Genomic DNA, 15,296 nt, shown 5'->3' on the forward strand with positions numbered 1-15,296 from the left:
CTAAATGTATGAAGAGAAAATGGATTTGATGAGAAGAAAAGCGGAAGGGCTTTGCCAGAGGCGACAAGCATAAGTCAAGGTGGAATGAAGGTGTGCCCTTTCACCTTCTTGACAGCTTGACTTATGACCTCGAGCCTCTAAGCCCTGGAGCTGGACATAAAGAAAAGCGGAGCCGGGTTGGGCAGGCCCGACAAGCATATGGCGAATCCACATAAAAGGCGCTTTTTGCCTTTTTTGTGGATTTGACTTATGACCTCGAGGGACTACCCGGCGGAGCTGGACAAGAAGAAAAGCGGAAGGGCTTTGCCAGAGGCGACAAGCATAAAGCAGGACATACAAAAAGGGCAGTTCCCTCTTTAAGGAACAACCCTTTCAGTATTACGACTTTAAATCCTTTTGCAGAAACCACACAGGAATAAGTGTACCTAGCAGCAACAGGGCAGACAGCGTGAATATCATGGAAATACTCAGCACTTCAAGGAGCAGCCCTACTCCAACCGATGATAAGCCGAACAACAGCGTGGTCAATGCTCCTTGTGCCGCATAAATCTTTCCCAGTTCTTCAGGAGGGGCACTCTCCTGCAAAAATGTCTGAAGCACAACATTTTTAATCTGATCAAACAACCCAAACACAAAGGACAGGGCAAGTGCCACGAGGGCCATCTTGTTCCAAGCAAAGACAACGGTAACCCCTGAAGTGACAATCATACAGAAAGGAAGCCACTTATACCGATGCTTTGAGAAGATACCATGAAGCTTAAATATGGCATAGGAGGCAAGAACGAGCCCGACAAAAAAGCTGGCGTTTATGAACCCCCACCATTGTTCCCCGCGCTGAAGCATGATATCCACATACAAATAAAGAACGGCCGCTATCCAGACAGTTCCCGAAATTGACTCCAGCCCGTAAATCCAAAAAACGGGAACCAGTCCTTTACGTCCTTTCACTTCTGACCATCCCTCCCCAAGCTGTTCCCACCAAACCTTGCGAACTTCCAAAGTGGTAGTCGGAATAACCGGAAGCTTCAGCATAAAAAAGGTACTAGCCAAAAACAAGACAATCACAACGATAAAAACATTCTTATCACCAAGTATCGCTAATAGAATTCCTCCCAATACCCAGCTTGAAAACTGAATTGTCTGGTCGACGGTTGAAAGAAACCCGTTCGCCCCCATCAACTCTTCCCGCTTCACAAGAAATGGCACATAGGAATTTCGGGCAGGCAGGGCCCATCCATCCAAAAAGGAAATGATACTCGCACACGCAAGATAGAACCACACATTTCCCATTTGGAGAACCATTAACAATAGGAAGACACACAGGAAAAAGGTCTTTCCCATTTGAGAGTACGCGATCAAACTCCTCATCTGAGTCCGGTTCAACAGTAATGGTGCCGCCATACTGCTGATAAACCTGGAAAACGTAATGACTAAAGGAACGGCCGTCATATACACGGCGGATCCTGTCAGAGTGTAGACAATGGAGATCAGTCCTACGATATAGAACACATCCCCCATATTGGCCAATGCCTGGCCGAACCATAGATTTCTAAATGCATTGGAATGCATATCTCTTCCTCCCTTTATTCAGTTCGTATAGGTAAGAAAAGAACGGCATCACATTGGAAAAAGGTCCCCTTTCAGAATCGCAAACGATTTATGTATAGTGTTATTTTAGCAAACCGAAGCTTATTATGCAGGTACTACTTTAACTAATCATAATATTTATGTGAGGAAGTCAGATTCCATATCCCAACTCTCTATACTCCATTGTTTATTTACCATTAAACTTGTGCCACTTTCAGTCCAACTTGTGCAACATTGAACGTAACTCGTTCCACTTCAGGAAGAACTTGTGCCAAAGCATGTTGATCCAACGGGATCCAGGTCATAATACCCTCCATCAGCCACACTACTGCCAGCCTCCCCCAAAACAAAAAAAGCCTTCATTTATAGAAGACTTTATCTGCTTACGTTATTCCTTCACAGAAATATTCAGTACCTTTTCATTGTCCAGATCATGCACAACGATGACTACGACTTTTTTCTCAGCATCATTTTCCTGAACCGTAAATTCAAATGCATCGGACACTTTGTTCTCTGACATTTTTTTACGACCCTGATACTGATAATCCTTTACAGGCTGGCCAGGATAGTCTTCTTTGATCACCGCTGTCGCAATGCGTCCGAACTTCTTATAGTCGCCCTGCTCTGCATTGACCTGACTTGAAAACAGTAGAAAAAATACAGTTGATAAGATTACGATTACTTTCTTCATTTTTTATCACCTCTGTTAACGTTACATTACATAGGATGAATAAAATGAATGTTTTTATTCACCCAATACAAGGAAAACCAGCGTTTGCAACAGTACCAACTTTTTCAGAGAAATAATTGCGGTTTTCTCGTGCACAATAGGAGTACCCCTTCAGAAGGAGGGAAACCAAGTGAACAAAGTCGATTACGACCGGGCCTTGTATTACACTCACCGATCAGAATGGGATAATCTCTTGATCCTCATGGTGAGAACGAAGGATGACCTTCTTTCGAAAAGAATTGAACATTTCTTACACGCGTATCACTTTTCAAACGATTACACGGTTGTAGAGCGTAATCTCTATACGCTTTTACGATATATTGAACATGCAAATTTCACCTATAGTGTCGAGCAACCACTTCAGGAAACCTTTGCAGAGATGTAACACAAAAGAGAATTCCACCTATGGCTGATCCAATTAGCATGCGCTATTGGATCAGCTTTTATGTGATTTGAAGGTACAATCAAAAAAAAACCGGCCCAATGCCAGTTTTTTTATTTAAGAAGAAGATATTTCACTTTTGACAAGCGCCGCAGCCTTCATATAGACTTTCAATTCATTCATCAAACCTTCGACAAGTTTCGCAGGTTCTTCCAGAAGTCCGTCTCCCTCATAGTCGAAACAATGTGGATCAAGGACCAGCTGCTTCGGAATGACATTTGCATATACTCCGCGACCGACGATGCGAAGATTGTTCAAGCAGTTGATGCCGCCTTTTCCTCCACCTGCACAAGCGAGTAGGGCTACAGGTTTGTGTGCGAATTGTTCACTGCTCAAGAAATCCAATGCGTTTTTGATGGCCCCGCTCATACCACTGTGATATTCAGGGGAAGCTAAAATGACGGCATCTGCTTCCTTCACTTTTTGTTTGAGTGATTGAACGGCCTGAAGCTCCGCCTGATCTTGTTCTCCCGTATACAATGGAAGGGTTCCATCACTTAAGTCAATGAGTTCACAGTCGTACTTACGCGCAATGAATCTTGCAGCAATTCCCGTACGACCATGTTTCCTGGGGCTTCCGTTAATAATGACGATATTCATGATATAAAATCCTTTCTCCATTTAATTTATTGTCAACTTATGCTTTACGGCATACAAAGCCGCCTGTGTCCGATCCGATACTTCCAGCTTGGAAAAGATGTTCGAAATATGGGTTTTTACCGTTTTCTCCGTTATATAGAGGCTAGAAGCTATCTCTTTATTACTCTTCCCCTTGGTAAGCTCAATCAAAACATCCTTCTCCCGTTTGGTCAGTTCATGGATTTTGTGGGGGGGTTCCTGTTTCGATATCCTTGTCAGTAAATGATTGGTAGCTTTCGGGTGAAGAGAATTTTCACCCGATAAAAGCTTTCGGATGCTGAGTACTAATTCATCGGGTTCAATGTCCTTTAACTGGTACCCTGCCGCACCTGCTTCGATAGCAGGAATGACGTGATTCTGATCAGAGAAGCTCGTCAGCATCAGAATTTGTATGTGGGGATGATTCTTTTTTATCTCCCTGGTCGCCTGTATACCGTCCATGACGGGCATCATCAGATCCATTAGTATAATGTCGGGATTTACGTCTGCCGCCATTCGAACCGCTTCCGCTCCATCCTTTGCTTCTCCTACAATATCCAGGTCCTTCTGGGTTTTCAAAAAGAAGACCAATCCCCTGCGCACAACGTGATGATCGTCTGCTATCAATACTCTAATCATTGTCCGGCACCTCCTAATACGGTATTTGAACTGATATGATCGTTCCTCTTCCAAGCTGGCTGTCGATGGTAAATGTACCCCCGATGCTTTTCACACGTTCCCTCATGCTTTGAATCCCCACTGAAGGCAGGGACTGCTTCCTGTCATAATGAAATCCGTTGCCTCTATCTTCAATCGTTAAAAGAATGGATTGTGCATTGCTTTTCATGGTATAGAGAATCGTTTTCTCCCCGGAATGTTTTTTGCAGTTATTCAATGCTTCCTGACTGACACGCCACAACACTTCTTCTATTTTAGAGCTTAAGGAAATGACCCCCACCACTTTCGTTTCCAAGGTCAACCCAAGCATTTCTGCATAACCTTTGGCCGCTTCCACCACTCCATTTTCCAGGCCATGAGGTCTCAATTGCCAAATGAGGGCCCTCATTTCCGATAATGCCTCCTGTGCAAGACCTTGAATTATTTTGAAGGTATCCTTTACATCTTCCTCCCTGGTCATTTCTGCCCCTCCCCTGGCCGTTAACGTAAGGGAAAACAACAACTGATTGACCGAATCATGAAGGTCTCTTGCCAACCGGTTCCTCTCTCCGATCAACGCGACTTCCTGCTCTTTTTTCGTCAATAATATGCGTTTAATCGCAGAACCGATTTGAAAGGCAACCGATTCAAGAAGAGCCAGTTCATCAGTGGAAAAGTGGGTCTTGTTCGGCGCGGCGACATTCAATAACCCAAATGACTCATTCCCTGACTGAAGGGGAACTGTTGCATGATATGTAATATCATCCGTTTCTCCCCTGTTCTCTTCGATCGCCTGCTCAATCCGCTGGCATTCAATAATATTGGAGGCTTTGGTGAGCTTACCTTTACGGAAACGATTTACGCACCAGCACCCTCCCTTATTCATCAGCTCGCACTTACGGTCCGATAGGGATTCTGGCAGATTTTCATAAGAAACCAGTTCGTGACTTCCTTCCTTTTCAATGAAAAAGATCCAGCCTGTCGTGAAACTTGAGCCCCTGATCAGTTTCTTTAATGCACCTGAAAGCATGGAAGCAAGCTCTGTTTCATTATTCAGCAATTCGGCTATCTCTTTCAAAAGCCCGATATTTGAAAGGGATTCCTGATTCATGTTCATCGTCCTCTCCGATCCTACACTACTAGTATATAGAATTTACACAAAACCGGTATTATCAAAAAGAATGAAACGTTCTACGACCTTTGACCGAAAACACATGTTCTCCTTATAATTCAAAAAACAAGAGATGCAGGAACACATCTCTTGTTTCAACATACGAAAAGGGTTTACACCTCTCCTACAGATGAACTGATCATCGTCTCCACTTTTGCCATGATGGCATTCTCGAGAGCTTGTAATTTATCATCACTATCTCTTTGTGTCTCACCGATGACGCTGAAGTAAAATTTGATTTTCGGTTCAGTTCCAGATGGACGCAGGCAAATCCATGACCCGTCTTCCAGATGATATTTCAACACATTGGAAGATGGAAGATGGATGGATGTTTCCTCACCAGATACTAAATCCACTTTTTTACTTACCTTATAGTCTTCTGATGAGACAACACGTAAACCGGCCACCTCTTTCAACGGTTCATCCCTGAAGTCCTTCAGGATCCCCTGAATTTGTTCAGCTCCTTCTTTTCCTTTCAGAGTTAGACTTTTCAGCCCTTCCTGATAGAAGCCGTGCTTCTCAAATAGTTCATTCAATACATGATAAAGCGTTTTGCCTTCTTTTTTATAATATGCAGCCGCTTCCGCTGCCATCAACACAGCTTGAATCGCATCTTTATCACGTGCGAAATCGCCGATCAAGTAACCATAGCTTTCTTCATAGCCGAATAAAAATGAATATTCACCGGATTCTTCATACTTCTTGATTTTTTCACCAATGAATTTAAAGCCAGTCAGCACATCCTCGACTGAAGCTCCATAATGTTCAGCAACTTTGCGTCCCAATTCAGATGTAACGATGGTTTTGAATACTCGTCCGTTTTCAGGAATACTGTTCTTTTCCTGTTTGCGGGCAAGGATATAATCAAGCAGAATGGCACCAGTCTGGTTTCCGGTTAGGAGTATATACTCGCCTGTTTCCCCTTTTACGGCTACACCTAATCGGTCGGCATCGGGATCTGTCGCAATCAGGATATCTGCGTCGATTTCCTTCCCGTCACGTATGGCGTATTCAAATGCTGCTTTATCTTCCGGGTTAGGAGACTTTACAGTCGTGAACTCAGGATCCGGCACTGCCTGTTCCCTTACGATATGAACTTGCTCATATCCTAATGCTTTCAGTCCTTTTTCAGCCATCTTCAAGGCTGTACCATGCAGTGGTGAAAATACGATTTTCAGATCCGATTCCTTGGCGATCTGAGGCTTTTCAGAAATTGAAATCAGGTGCTCCAGGTAGGATCGGTCGATCTCTTCCCCGACCATTTTGATCAGGCCGGATGATTTTAATTCTTCTTCAGTCTTAACATGGATTTCCAATTCGTTTTCAACGGCATTCACTTTCCCGATCACTGCATCGGCAACATGTGGAGGGAGTTGTGCTCCATCTTCTCCATATACTTTATAACCATTATATTCGGGCGGGTTATGACTTGCCGTTACCACGATGCCTGAGAAAGCATTTAACTGTCGGAGGGCAAAAGAAAGCTCAGGTGTCGGCTTCAATTCATCGAAGACATACGTTTGGATACCATGGGTTGCCAGGGTTTTCGCTGACTCCATGGCGAATTCAGGTGATTTATAACGGGAATCGTAAGCGATTACAACACCGCGATTTTTAGCCTCCTGGCCTTGTTCTTCTATGTATCGTGCCAATCCTTCAGAGGCTTTTCTGACTGTATAAATGTTCATCCGATTGGTTCCGGGACCGATTTCTCCCCTCATCCCACCAGTACCGAATTCAAGGTTTTTGTAGAATGCGTCTTCTAAGGACTTTTCGTCGTCTTTCATTGACACTAACAGTTCATTGACTTCTTCATCCAGATTTGAAAAGCTGCTCCATTTTTCCCAAGATGTTTTCCAACTCAAAACGATCCCCTCCTAATGTTGTATAATAATGAATTCTATCATATATTGTAGAATTCCTTCTAAAACAATCCGTCAGTTGTCGACAGGATTCGCTCAGTCCTTATTTTAGCATAATTTTTCTTCAGACCTTTTGCCTTTTTCTCAAAAGCTGTTTTCCTTCTTTAAGTTGCAAGTGGTGGTTGATTTCTTTGTGACTAATATACTCTATCCATTTTAGTAGTTAACCGAGCCGTGACATTTTTCAATATATAGAAATTAACTTAAATAAAATATACACAATAAATACCCCGCTGAACGATTCAGCGGGGTCATTTTTATTTCCCTTATTTTTTATAATTCACTCCATATACATCATGTCTCCGGTCTTTGAGCTGACGTACTGTCCCTGATTGACGTTGTCGGCGAAGGACTTCAAGGTCGACGTCGCCGATCATGACCATTTCGATGTTCGGGTTGGTTTCCCCGACGATTCCGTCACGGGCAAACTCAAAGTCAGATGGAGCAAAGATGCCTGATTGAGCGTACTGAATATCCATATTTTCGGTTTGCGGAAGGTTTCCGACCGTACCGGAGATGACCGTATAGATCTGGTTTTCAACAGCGCGTGCCTGTGCACAATATCTTACTCGAAGGTAGCCTTGTCGGTCCTCTGTACAGAATGGGGTGAAGATGATTTTTGCGCCCTTGTCTGTAGCAATGCGAGCAAGTTCAGGAAATTCAATGTCATAGCAGATCTGGATCGCGATTTTTCCGCAATCCGTATCGAATACCCTGACAGAATCCCCAGGGCTGATCCCCCACCACTTCCGTTCATTTGGTGTGATATGGACTTTGTATTGCTTTTCTATCGTTCCATCACGGCGGAACAGGTAAGCAATATTGTAAATTTCATCATTCTCTTCTTTAACGAAGTGCGAACCTCCGATAATGTTGACATTGTATCGAACCGCAAGATCTGTGAACAATTCAATATAGTCTTCTGTGAAATCTGTCAACCTTCTAACGGCAAGGCTCGGTGATTGGATATTCAGGAAAGACATCAGCTGCGTTGTAAAGATTTCAGGAAATACGACGAAATCCGATTTTGCATCAGAAGCAACATCCGTGAAGTATTCAACCTGATTCGCAAACTCCTCAAAGGAGTTGATTTTACGCATCATATATTGTACGACGCAGATCCTGACGGGATAGCTCGTCTTGAAGTGACGTTTGCTCGACGGTCGGTAGTCGACGTTATTCCATTCCATCAGTGTCGCATATTTATGGGAGCGCTTGTCGTCGGGTAAGTAGTTCGGGTTGATCCGCATCAGGGTGAATCCATTCAGTAGCTGGAATGAAAGCACTGGATCATAAATCTTATGTCGCCCAACTGAATCCACGTACTCTCTTGGGGACATTTCTTCAGAATGCTTATAGTAATTCGGGATCCTTCCCCCGATGATGATACTCTTTAAATTCCACTGTCTCGCGAGATCTTTCCTTGCCTCGTATAGTCGGTGCCCTACTTTCATGCGCCGGTATTCAGGGTGCACCATTACCTCGATTCCATATAAATTATAACCATCTGGATTATGATTCGTTATGTAACCATTATCCGTTACATCATCCCACGTATGACGGTCGTCATATTCATCGAAGTTGATGATCAGGCTGGAACAGGAACCGATGATTTCACCGTCTAATTCCGCCACGAGCTGTCCTTCTTGGAATACTTCCAGGTGACTTTCCAGATGCTCCACTTTCCATGGATCCATCCCTGGAAAACAGACAGACTGCATATTGATAATATCTTGAATGTCCTTATGTTCCATTGGACGGATGATCATTTTCTTTTCAAACTGTGATAAGTCTAGTTTTTCTGCCATCTATGATCGACTCCTTCATCAAATACGTGAATTATATACCCTTATAGTGCACTGTTGAAACGAAGTTCATGACAGTGCATTTCTTTTATTTTAGCAAAGGGGCATGGATGATTTGAAGAAATTTGATTTATCAGTCGTTCGGATTTTTCTTTATCTGAAACCCTTTTGTCCCAGACTCCTTTCTTTATCCTTTAATATAGTAAGCTGTTGCCTCCCATGGCATTAAAGTAAAGACATCTTTACTATGCTGTTCTTCGTTCGTGATTAAAATCTCTGCCTTTGTGATGTCAAAGGAATCAACCCTTTCGATGACCTGCTGTTCACCTGAAACATTACAAAGGACCAGGACCTTCTCGTTACCGTATGCCCGGGTGTACGCATATACGGAAGGATGATCGGCATAATGGAGTTCAAATGATCCGTGCGGAATGATTTCATGCTCTTTCCGTAATGAGATCAATTTTTGATAGTGGTAAAAAACTGATCCTGGATCTTTTAATGCTTCTTCAGCGTTGATCTCTATATGGTTCGGATTGCTCCTGATCCATGGTTCCCCTTCACTGAACCCGCCATGTTCACCGCTGGTCCACTGCATAGGGGTTCTGGCATTGTCTCTTCCCTTTACATAGATGGACTCCATAATTTCCTTAGGATCCTTCCCTTGTGACAGCTTTTCACGGTACATGTTCAGTGTTTCGATATCCTTGTACTCATCAATGGAAGAGAATCGGACATTGGTCATCCCGAGCTCTTCTCCCTGATAAATGTAAGGAGTCCCCTGCATCAGGTGAAGAAGGGTAGCGAGCATTTTCGCCGACTTCACGCGATGTTCCCCATCGTCACCGAGTCTTGACACAATTCTCGGCTGATCATGGTTGTTCCAATAAAGACTGTTCCAGCCCTTACCATGAAGTTCCGTTTGCCACTTCGTCAAGATTGTTTTCAATTTAACCAGGTCAAATGGAATCACATCCCATTTCCCACCGGGGCCTGAGTCCACGTCCATATGTTCGAATTGGAATACCATATTCACTTCATCCCGGTCCTCGCCCGTATAAAGGACAGCTTCATCCGGTGTAACACCAGGCATTTCCCCGACTGTCATAATGTCATAGTGAGAAAGGACTTCCTGGTTCATCTCTTTAAGAAATTCGTGGATGCGTGGACCGTTCATAAAGAATTCATGACCAGAAGCAAACCTTCTCCCCTCCGGATTTGGTGCATCAGGAAGGCCGGGAACTTTTGAAATAAAGTTGATAACGTCCATCCGGAAACCATCGATTCCTTTATCCAGCCAGAATTTCATCATGTCATAGATTTCCTCACGGAGTGTTGGATTCTCCCAGTTCAGATCGGGCTGTTTTTTGGAAAAGATATGAAGGAAATATTCTCCTGTTGTATCATCATACTCCCAGGCAGAACCGCTGAAAACAGACTCCCAGTTATTCGGCTCTTTTCCGTCTTTCCCTTCCCGCCAAATATAATAATCACGGTATGGATTATCCTTTGATGACCTTGATTCCATAAACCAGCCATGCTCATCCGAAGAATGATTCACCACTAAATCCATGACAAGCTTCATATCACGGTCGTGCATTTCCTGTAGCATCTCTTCCCAATCGGCCATTGTCCCGAATTCATCCAGGACCTTTTTATAATTGCTTATATCATAACCATTATCGTCATTAGGGGATTCATAAACAGGAGATAACCAGACCACGTCAATCCCCAGTTTCTTTAAATAATCCAATTTAGAAATAATTCCTTGAATATCACCAATACCATCACCGTTGGAATCCATAAAGCTGCGAGGGTAAATTTGATAGACGACCGATTCTTTCCACCATTGTTTTGTCATATGTGCTTTCCTCCTGTAAGATCCGTTGGAATCAAGCAAGCGGTTTCTGCAACCGCTTGCACAAATCGTTAAAAAAATATCATATTTCTTCATAAAGTTTTCTTATTTTACTTTTATAATAATAACATACTATAATTTGATAGAATATACGAAGAAAGGAATTCTCTATGAATAAAAAAGCAGATTCTCTGTTATTCCTTGCATGGGCTTCCTCCCTTATCGCAACTCTCGGGAGCTTATATTTCTCTGAAATTTTGAAATACGAGCCTTGCGAATTATGCTGGTATCAGCGTATTTTAATGTATCCGATGGTCATTCTATTAGGAGTTGCTTATGTACGAAAAGATTTTCAGGCGGCATTATATTCTACCATCCTATCCGGTATCGGGCTTATCGTTTCAATGTATCATTATTCCATCCAGAAGGTTTCGTTCTTATCAGAAAGCGCACCTGCCTGCGGACGAGTCCCGTGTACAGGCGAATATATCAACCTGTTTGGTTTTGTTACGATCCCGTTTTTAGCCCTGACCGGTTTCATTATCATTTTCATCTCAAGCGTAATGGTTTTAAAAGCAATAAAGGAGGACAAATAGATTGAAGAAAATCATCATATTCCTGGTGGCGATTGTCGGATTATTTGCAGCCATCGCCATTGTCACAAGTATCCAGAACAATCAGAAAGCGGAAGGAAATAAGTTCAAGAAAGCGAAATTGAATCCGGCAACCGTTGAACTTCTGGACGATCCAAACTACCAGAATGTCATTCTTCCGGAGGAGTTGGAAGAGAAGATAAAGAACAAAGAAGACGCTACCGTATATTTCTACAGTTCTACTTGCATTCATTGTAAAAGGACGACACCTACACTGGCACCTCTTGCCGAAGACATGGGAGTCGATATGGAACAGTACAATCTGCTTGAATTCGAACAAGGCTGGGATCAATACGGCATTGAAGCTACTCCCACCCTCGTTCATTATGAAGATGGGAAAGAAATGGCAAGGATCGTAGGAGAGCATCCTGAAGAGGACTTCAAGAGATTTTTTGAAGAGAATGTGAAATCAGAATAAAAAAAAGAGGGGCTGACCTTTCCACAGGTCAGCCCCTTTCAAGTGAGGAGGAATTTCAAGATGAAGATACATTGTATCTTCGAGATTAACTTATTAAAAAGTATTTTCCCCACAAAAGAATCTTCTAAACATATTTATCAGAATTTCACAAAATATCTAACTTCTTCGCTCGTGTCGCGTTACACAAGCAGTTGATTATCTGCTCTGGAATAAATGCTTAAATTATGCTTGCAGTCAGATTCCTCACTGAATTGTTCATACGATAAAGGAAAGAACATGCCGAAACTTTGGAGGATCCCAGCATTGTGATAAAACATATCTTCATATACTTCTTCACTTGAGCCGCTTTCAACGATTGAAATTAATGTTTGTAAACTTGAAATCACTTGGAAGGCTTCCTTCAGGGTTCCAAAATATTCAAAGTTTCTCGTCGTCGTATGTAATACTTGCATATCATCGAATTGTTCGATTTCTTCATCTGTAAAATAATCAGGGAAAATAGTACAATACATATACTGTATGAGCTCCTGAATTTTATCTTCCTGTTCATGTGTTGATGCTAGTAACACTTTCACCATCATAACCCACCTTTGTAATGGTTGTAATCTCTCTGTAATAGATATATTAAGGATAACATAGAAGTAGAACCAACTGCGTGGTAATTATACCCATGAATTGGTTCGAAAAGGGGTTGCGGTAGGAATTAATACCCATATAAGTATAAGATATTTGTCATTTAAAGGAGTTTTTTGATGAAAACATGGAGAAAAGGCGAAGAATTCGACCTAGTCATTCCAAATAAATGGAAAAATGTAACGATTGAAACAATTCTTAGAAAACATTGGGAAGCACCGAAGAAACTGGTTCATTCCATGAGGATGTCCGGTGATATTAAAGTAAACGGACAGATGATTACCTGGACTGAACCCCTTTCTCCGGGTGATGTGATGCAGATTCATTTGTTTAAGAAAACAGCCTATGATGTCCCTCCGGCCTATGGTGAAATCGATGTATTGTATGAAGATGATCACTTGATTGTCGTGAATAAACCTGCAGGGATCGATACTCATCCGAATTCCCCCGATGATGAGGATACCTTGGCCAACTACGTCGCTTTCCATTATCAGGCAAAGGGTGAAAGCTGCAGGGTCATGCATATCCATCGCTTGGACCGTGATACATCAGGGGCGATCATCTTTGCTAAGCATCCTCTGAGTAAAGCGATACTTGACCGGCTACTTACCGAACGAAAAATTAAGCGCACCTATTTCGCCCTTGCCCACGGACATTTGAAAAAGAAAAAAGGTACCATTTCTGAACCGATTGGGAGGGACCGGCACCATAATTCAAGAAGAAGGGTGTCGCTGAACGGTCAAAGTGCCGTCACCCATTATAGAGTAGTGGAATATCGGGGAACGACTACATTTGTGGAAGTTGAATTAGATACGGGGCGAACTCATCAAATTCGTGTACATATGAGCCATATCGGCCACCCTCTTGTGGGAGACCGCCTTTATGGTGGAAAACCGCTACTTAAGCGCCAGGCATTGCATGCAGCCCGTATTGCATTCCCGCATCCGCTGACGGAAGAACCAGTCGAATGCGAGGCGAAGTGCACCGATGATATTGGTCTTTGAAAAAAAAATGAGTCACGCTTGGATGAGCGTGACTCATTTTTTTATACAGATGGATTACTTCAATCCGTTTTTCACTGCTTCAGCGATCTGAATGGTACGGCGTGTCTGGTGTTTTACTGCTGGCTCCACCGATTCCACCATATTGCCTTCCTGGTCCACTGTCACACTCGTTCCGTAAGGATTCCCGCCGGTAGTAAAGCTTGACTGATCTGTATATCCCGGAGCGGCGATAATGGCACCCCAGTGCATCATGGTTGTGTAAAGGGCCAGTACCGTCTGCTCCTGTCCACCATGTGAGTTACTTGCAGATGAGGTGGCGCTCACAACTTTGTTTGCAAGTTTCCCGTTGAACCAAAGTCCACCGGTCGTATCCAGAAAGGCTTTAACTTGAGAAGGCACGTTTCCGAAACGGGTCGGGACATTGAAGAGATAAGCATCTGCCCATTCAAGGTCATCAAGGGTTGCTACGGGTACGATATCTTTTGTTTCATTATAATGCTTTTCCCATGCCGGATTTGAAGCGATCGCTCCTTCTGGTGCTGTCTCTTCAAAACGAAGCAGCTTCACTTCTGCACCTGCTTCCTTCGCAGCTTCTTCTGCCCATTTTGCCATTTGATAGTTGGTTCCTGTTGAACTGTAGTACATGATTGCCAATTTTACGTTCGTCATAAATAAAATCTCTCCTTTTTTCATTCATTTCTATATTAAATGGGTGAAACACAATTTCAGGTGGCGGCCAGGTCAATCAAGTGAATAACAAGGCATCCAGTGAATAAGATCCTGCTCCGATGAGGGCTACCCCTAAAGCAACAACGATAAGCATCACATTATATTCTGTACCGTTTTGGGTCACCCAATAACCGTTTGCTCCATGTACCTTTACGATTGCCACAATCATTGTGCCGATAATGAGCAAAGCAGCCAGTGGTGTAAGAAAACCTGCAGCGAACAGTACTCCTCCCGCCACTTCAGAAATCCCAGCGAGAAGCGCCATCGTCCTTCCAGGCTTGATTCCTATAGACTCGAAGAAACCTCCTGTTCCCTCTAGTCCGTGACCCCCGAACCACCCAAATAATTTCTGAGTTCCATGGGCAGCGAACGTCAATCCCACTACTAAACGAATAACCAATAAACCTAACGCAGCTAATGCGGTCATTTCTATTCCTCCTTATGTTTTCCCATCGAGATTTAGGTCTAAACAATTCAACTTCAATTATTTTTACATCAATTATCTTGAATTTGAGATATATGATTAAAAAAAGAGACAAGTTATCTCGAATGTGATTATTTTGATTTCGAGATAATTGTATAATACTCTTCTCATCTCTGTCAATGACTTTTTTCATTTTTTTACATAGCTTTTTTCGCAAAGATTGTTGCTATTAGCTATTCATATACAGATGAAGATTTGCGAATACTCTGTCATATAGGGTGTGGTGCAGGAGGGTGAGGGGAACAGTCCCGCTTTCCACGGACGTTCGGCCGAGCCTCCTCAGCCAAAACCGCTTCCGGGGTCTCGGCATGCCCGTTTTCCGTAGGAGTCTACGCAGTTCCCTTCACCCTCTAACGTAGTAAGTAGTTGACAGAGCAAAATGGTTTGTGACCATCAATTTAAAAAGAGTAAAGGATATTAAATAAAATCAGTCACGGCAACGAATGAAAAAGCAGTGGCATACGCAATTTCCACATTTCCTTTCCTTTGTGATAGTCAAACTTTTCGTCAGTTGATTGGAGCGGAAGGTGCTCGACTCCTGCGGGAAACGCTGGACAGGTGAGACCCCGCAGGCGTAGCCGAGGA

At 43.0% G+C, this 15,296-nt stretch carries 16 protein-coding genes; 4 read left to right on the forward strand and 12 right to left on the reverse strand.

Annotated elements, in window-relative coordinates:
* Positions 1–378: 378 nt before the first annotated feature.
* From KYJ26_RS02335 to KYJ26_RS02340, 3 genes are all read right to left on the reverse strand, one after another.
* Positions 379–1,569 (reverse strand): MFS transporter, encoded by a 1,191-nt coding sequence (locus KYJ26_RS02335; protein ID WP_219165738.1) that lies wholly within the window; start codon positions 1,567–1,569, stop codon positions 379–381.
* Positions 1,570–1,784: 215 nt separating this feature from the next.
* A complete protein-coding gene (locus tag KYJ26_RS23850) occupies positions 1,785–1,913 on the reverse strand; it encodes a hypothetical protein (protein WP_257474853.1) in 129 nt (42 codons plus the stop codon).
* A 62-nt stretch (positions 1,914–1,975) separates the two neighbouring features.
* Positions 1,976–2,278, reverse strand: coding sequence for a DUF3889 domain-containing protein (locus KYJ26_RS02340; protein ID WP_219165739.1), 303 nt, complete (start codon positions 2,276–2,278; stop codon positions 1,976–1,978).
* 169 nt (positions 2,279–2,447) lie between these two features.
* Here KYJ26_RS02340 and KYJ26_RS02345 point away from each other — a divergent pair, with 169 nt between their 5' ends.
* Positions 2,448–2,702 carry a YhdB family protein gene (locus KYJ26_RS02345; protein WP_034763164.1) on the forward strand — a complete coding sequence of 85 codons (255 nt, stop codon included), beginning with the start codon at positions 2,448–2,450 and terminating at the stop codon, positions 2,700–2,702.
* Between the two features lie 114 nt (positions 2,703–2,816).
* Here the strand turns inward: KYJ26_RS02345 and KYJ26_RS02350 are convergent, their stop codons facing one another.
* From KYJ26_RS02350 to KYJ26_RS02375, 6 genes are all read right to left on the reverse strand, one after another.
* Entirely contained in the window at positions 2,817–3,359 is a 543-nt protein-coding gene (locus tag KYJ26_RS02350; RefSeq protein ID WP_219165740.1) for an NADPH-dependent FMN reductase, read from the reverse strand.
* A 21-nt stretch (positions 3,360–3,380) separates the two neighbouring features.
* A complete protein-coding gene (locus KYJ26_RS02355) occupies positions 3,381–4,016 on the reverse strand; it encodes a response regulator (RefSeq protein WP_219165741.1) in 636 nt (211 codons plus the stop codon).
* Between the two features lie 13 nt (positions 4,017–4,029).
* A complete protein-coding gene (locus KYJ26_RS02360) occupies positions 4,030–5,145 on the reverse strand; it encodes a GAF domain-containing sensor histidine kinase (RefSeq protein WP_219165742.1) in 1,116 nt (371 codons plus the stop codon).
* A gap of 173 nt (positions 5,146–5,318) precedes the next feature.
* The gene (locus tag KYJ26_RS02365; RefSeq protein ID WP_219165743.1) at positions 5,319–7,070 is read right to left on the reverse strand and encodes a phospho-sugar mutase; all 1,752 of its coding nucleotides are present in this window, start codon (positions 7,068–7,070) and stop codon (positions 5,319–5,321) included.
* 323 nt (positions 7,071–7,393) lie between these two features.
* Positions 7,394–8,935, reverse strand: a complete 1,542-nt coding sequence (locus tag KYJ26_RS02370; RefSeq protein WP_219165744.1) for a bifunctional GNAT family N-acetyltransferase/carbon-nitrogen hydrolase family protein — start codon at positions 8,933–8,935, stop codon at positions 7,394–7,396.
* 184 nt (positions 8,936–9,119) lie between these two features.
* Positions 9,120–10,793 carry a glycoside hydrolase family 13 protein gene (locus KYJ26_RS02375; RefSeq protein WP_219165745.1) on the reverse strand — a complete coding sequence of 558 codons (1,674 nt, stop codon included), beginning with the start codon at positions 10,791–10,793 and terminating at the stop codon, positions 9,120–9,122.
* A 167-nt stretch (positions 10,794–10,960) separates the two neighbouring features.
* On the opposite strand from KYJ26_RS02375, the gene KYJ26_RS02380 reads away from it, so the two are divergent.
* Both KYJ26_RS02380 and KYJ26_RS02385 read left to right on the forward strand, forming a co-directional pair.
* Entirely contained in the window at positions 10,961–11,386 is a 426-nt protein-coding gene (locus tag KYJ26_RS02380; protein ID WP_219165746.1) for a disulfide oxidoreductase, read from the forward strand.
* Position 11,387: 1 nt separating this feature from the next.
* Complete coding sequence (locus KYJ26_RS02385; RefSeq protein ID WP_219165747.1) at positions 11,388–11,861, forward strand: thioredoxin family protein; 474 nt, start codon at positions 11,388–11,390, stop codon at positions 11,859–11,861.
* Between the two features lie 179 nt (positions 11,862–12,040).
* Here KYJ26_RS02385 and KYJ26_RS02390 read toward each other — a convergent pair whose 3' ends face one another.
* Positions 12,041–12,436: a YhcU family protein gene (locus KYJ26_RS02390; protein ID WP_219165748.1), complete on the reverse strand. Its 396-nt coding sequence runs from the start codon at positions 12,434–12,436 to the stop codon at positions 12,041–12,043.
* 177 nt (positions 12,437–12,613) lie between these two features.
* On the opposite strand from KYJ26_RS02390, the gene KYJ26_RS02395 reads away from it, so the two are divergent.
* Positions 12,614–13,498 (forward strand): RluA family pseudouridine synthase, encoded by an 885-nt coding sequence (locus KYJ26_RS02395; RefSeq protein WP_219165749.1) that lies wholly within the window; start codon positions 12,614–12,616, stop codon positions 13,496–13,498.
* A gap of 54 nt (positions 13,499–13,552) precedes the next feature.
* Here KYJ26_RS02395 and wrbA read toward each other — a convergent pair whose 3' ends face one another.
* Positions 13,553–14,167, reverse strand: coding sequence for an NAD(P)H:quinone oxidoreductase (gene wrbA / locus KYJ26_RS02400; RefSeq protein ID WP_219165750.1), 615 nt, complete (start codon positions 14,165–14,167; stop codon positions 13,553–13,555).
* Between the two features lie 76 nt (positions 14,168–14,243).
* Complete coding sequence (locus KYJ26_RS02405; protein ID WP_219165751.1) at positions 14,244–14,654, reverse strand: DoxX family protein; 411 nt, start codon at positions 14,652–14,654, stop codon at positions 14,244–14,246.
* Between the last annotated feature and the right edge of the window lie 642 nt (positions 14,655–15,296).

Source organism: Rossellomorea orangium (genome assembly GCF_019334305.1).
Classification (GTDB): domain Bacteria; phylum Bacillota; class Bacilli; order Bacillales; family Bacillaceae_B; genus Rossellomorea.

What these genes read in the sequence shown, in the direction of transcription:
- KYJ26_RS02335 (WP_219165738.1), bottom strand. Translation starts at nt 1,569, where the DNA reads ATGCATTCCAATGCATTTAGAAATCTATGGTTCGGCCAGGCATTGGCC.
- KYJ26_RS02340 (WP_219165739.1), bottom strand. Translation starts at nt 2,278, where the DNA reads ATGAAGAAAGTAATCGTAATCTTATCAACTGTATTTTTTCTACTGTTT.
- KYJ26_RS02350 (WP_219165740.1), bottom strand. Translation starts at nt 3,359, where the DNA reads ATGAATATCGTCATTATTAACGGAAGCCCCAGGAAACATGGTCGTACG.
- KYJ26_RS02355 (WP_219165741.1), bottom strand. Translation starts at nt 4,016, where the DNA reads ATGATTAGAGTATTGATAGCAGACGATCATCACGTTGTGCGCAGGGGA.
- KYJ26_RS02360 (WP_219165742.1), bottom strand. Translation starts at nt 5,145, where the DNA reads ATGAATCAGGAATCCCTTTCAAATATCGGGCTTTTGAAAGAGATAGCC.
- KYJ26_RS02370 (WP_219165744.1), bottom strand. Translation starts at nt 8,935, where the DNA reads ATGGCAGAAAAACTAGACTTATCACAGTTTGAAAAGAAAATGATCATC.
- KYJ26_RS02375 (WP_219165745.1), bottom strand. Translation starts at nt 10,793, where the DNA reads ATGACAAAACAATGGTGGAAAGAATCGGTCGTCTATCAAATTTACCCT.
- KYJ26_RS02380 (WP_219165746.1), top strand. Translation starts at nt 10,961, where the DNA reads ATGAATAAAAAAGCAGATTCTCTGTTATTCCTTGCATGGGCTTCCTCC.
- KYJ26_RS02395 (WP_219165749.1), top strand. Translation starts at nt 12,614, where the DNA reads ATGAAAACATGGAGAAAAGGCGAAGAATTCGACCTAGTCATTCCAAAT.
- wrbA (WP_219165750.1), bottom strand. Translation starts at nt 14,167, where the DNA reads ATGACGAACGTAAAATTGGCAATCATGTACTACAGTTCAACAGGAACC.
- KYJ26_RS02405 (WP_219165751.1), bottom strand. Translation starts at nt 14,654, where the DNA reads ATGACCGCATTAGCTGCGTTAGGTTTATTGGTTATTCGTTTAGTAGTG.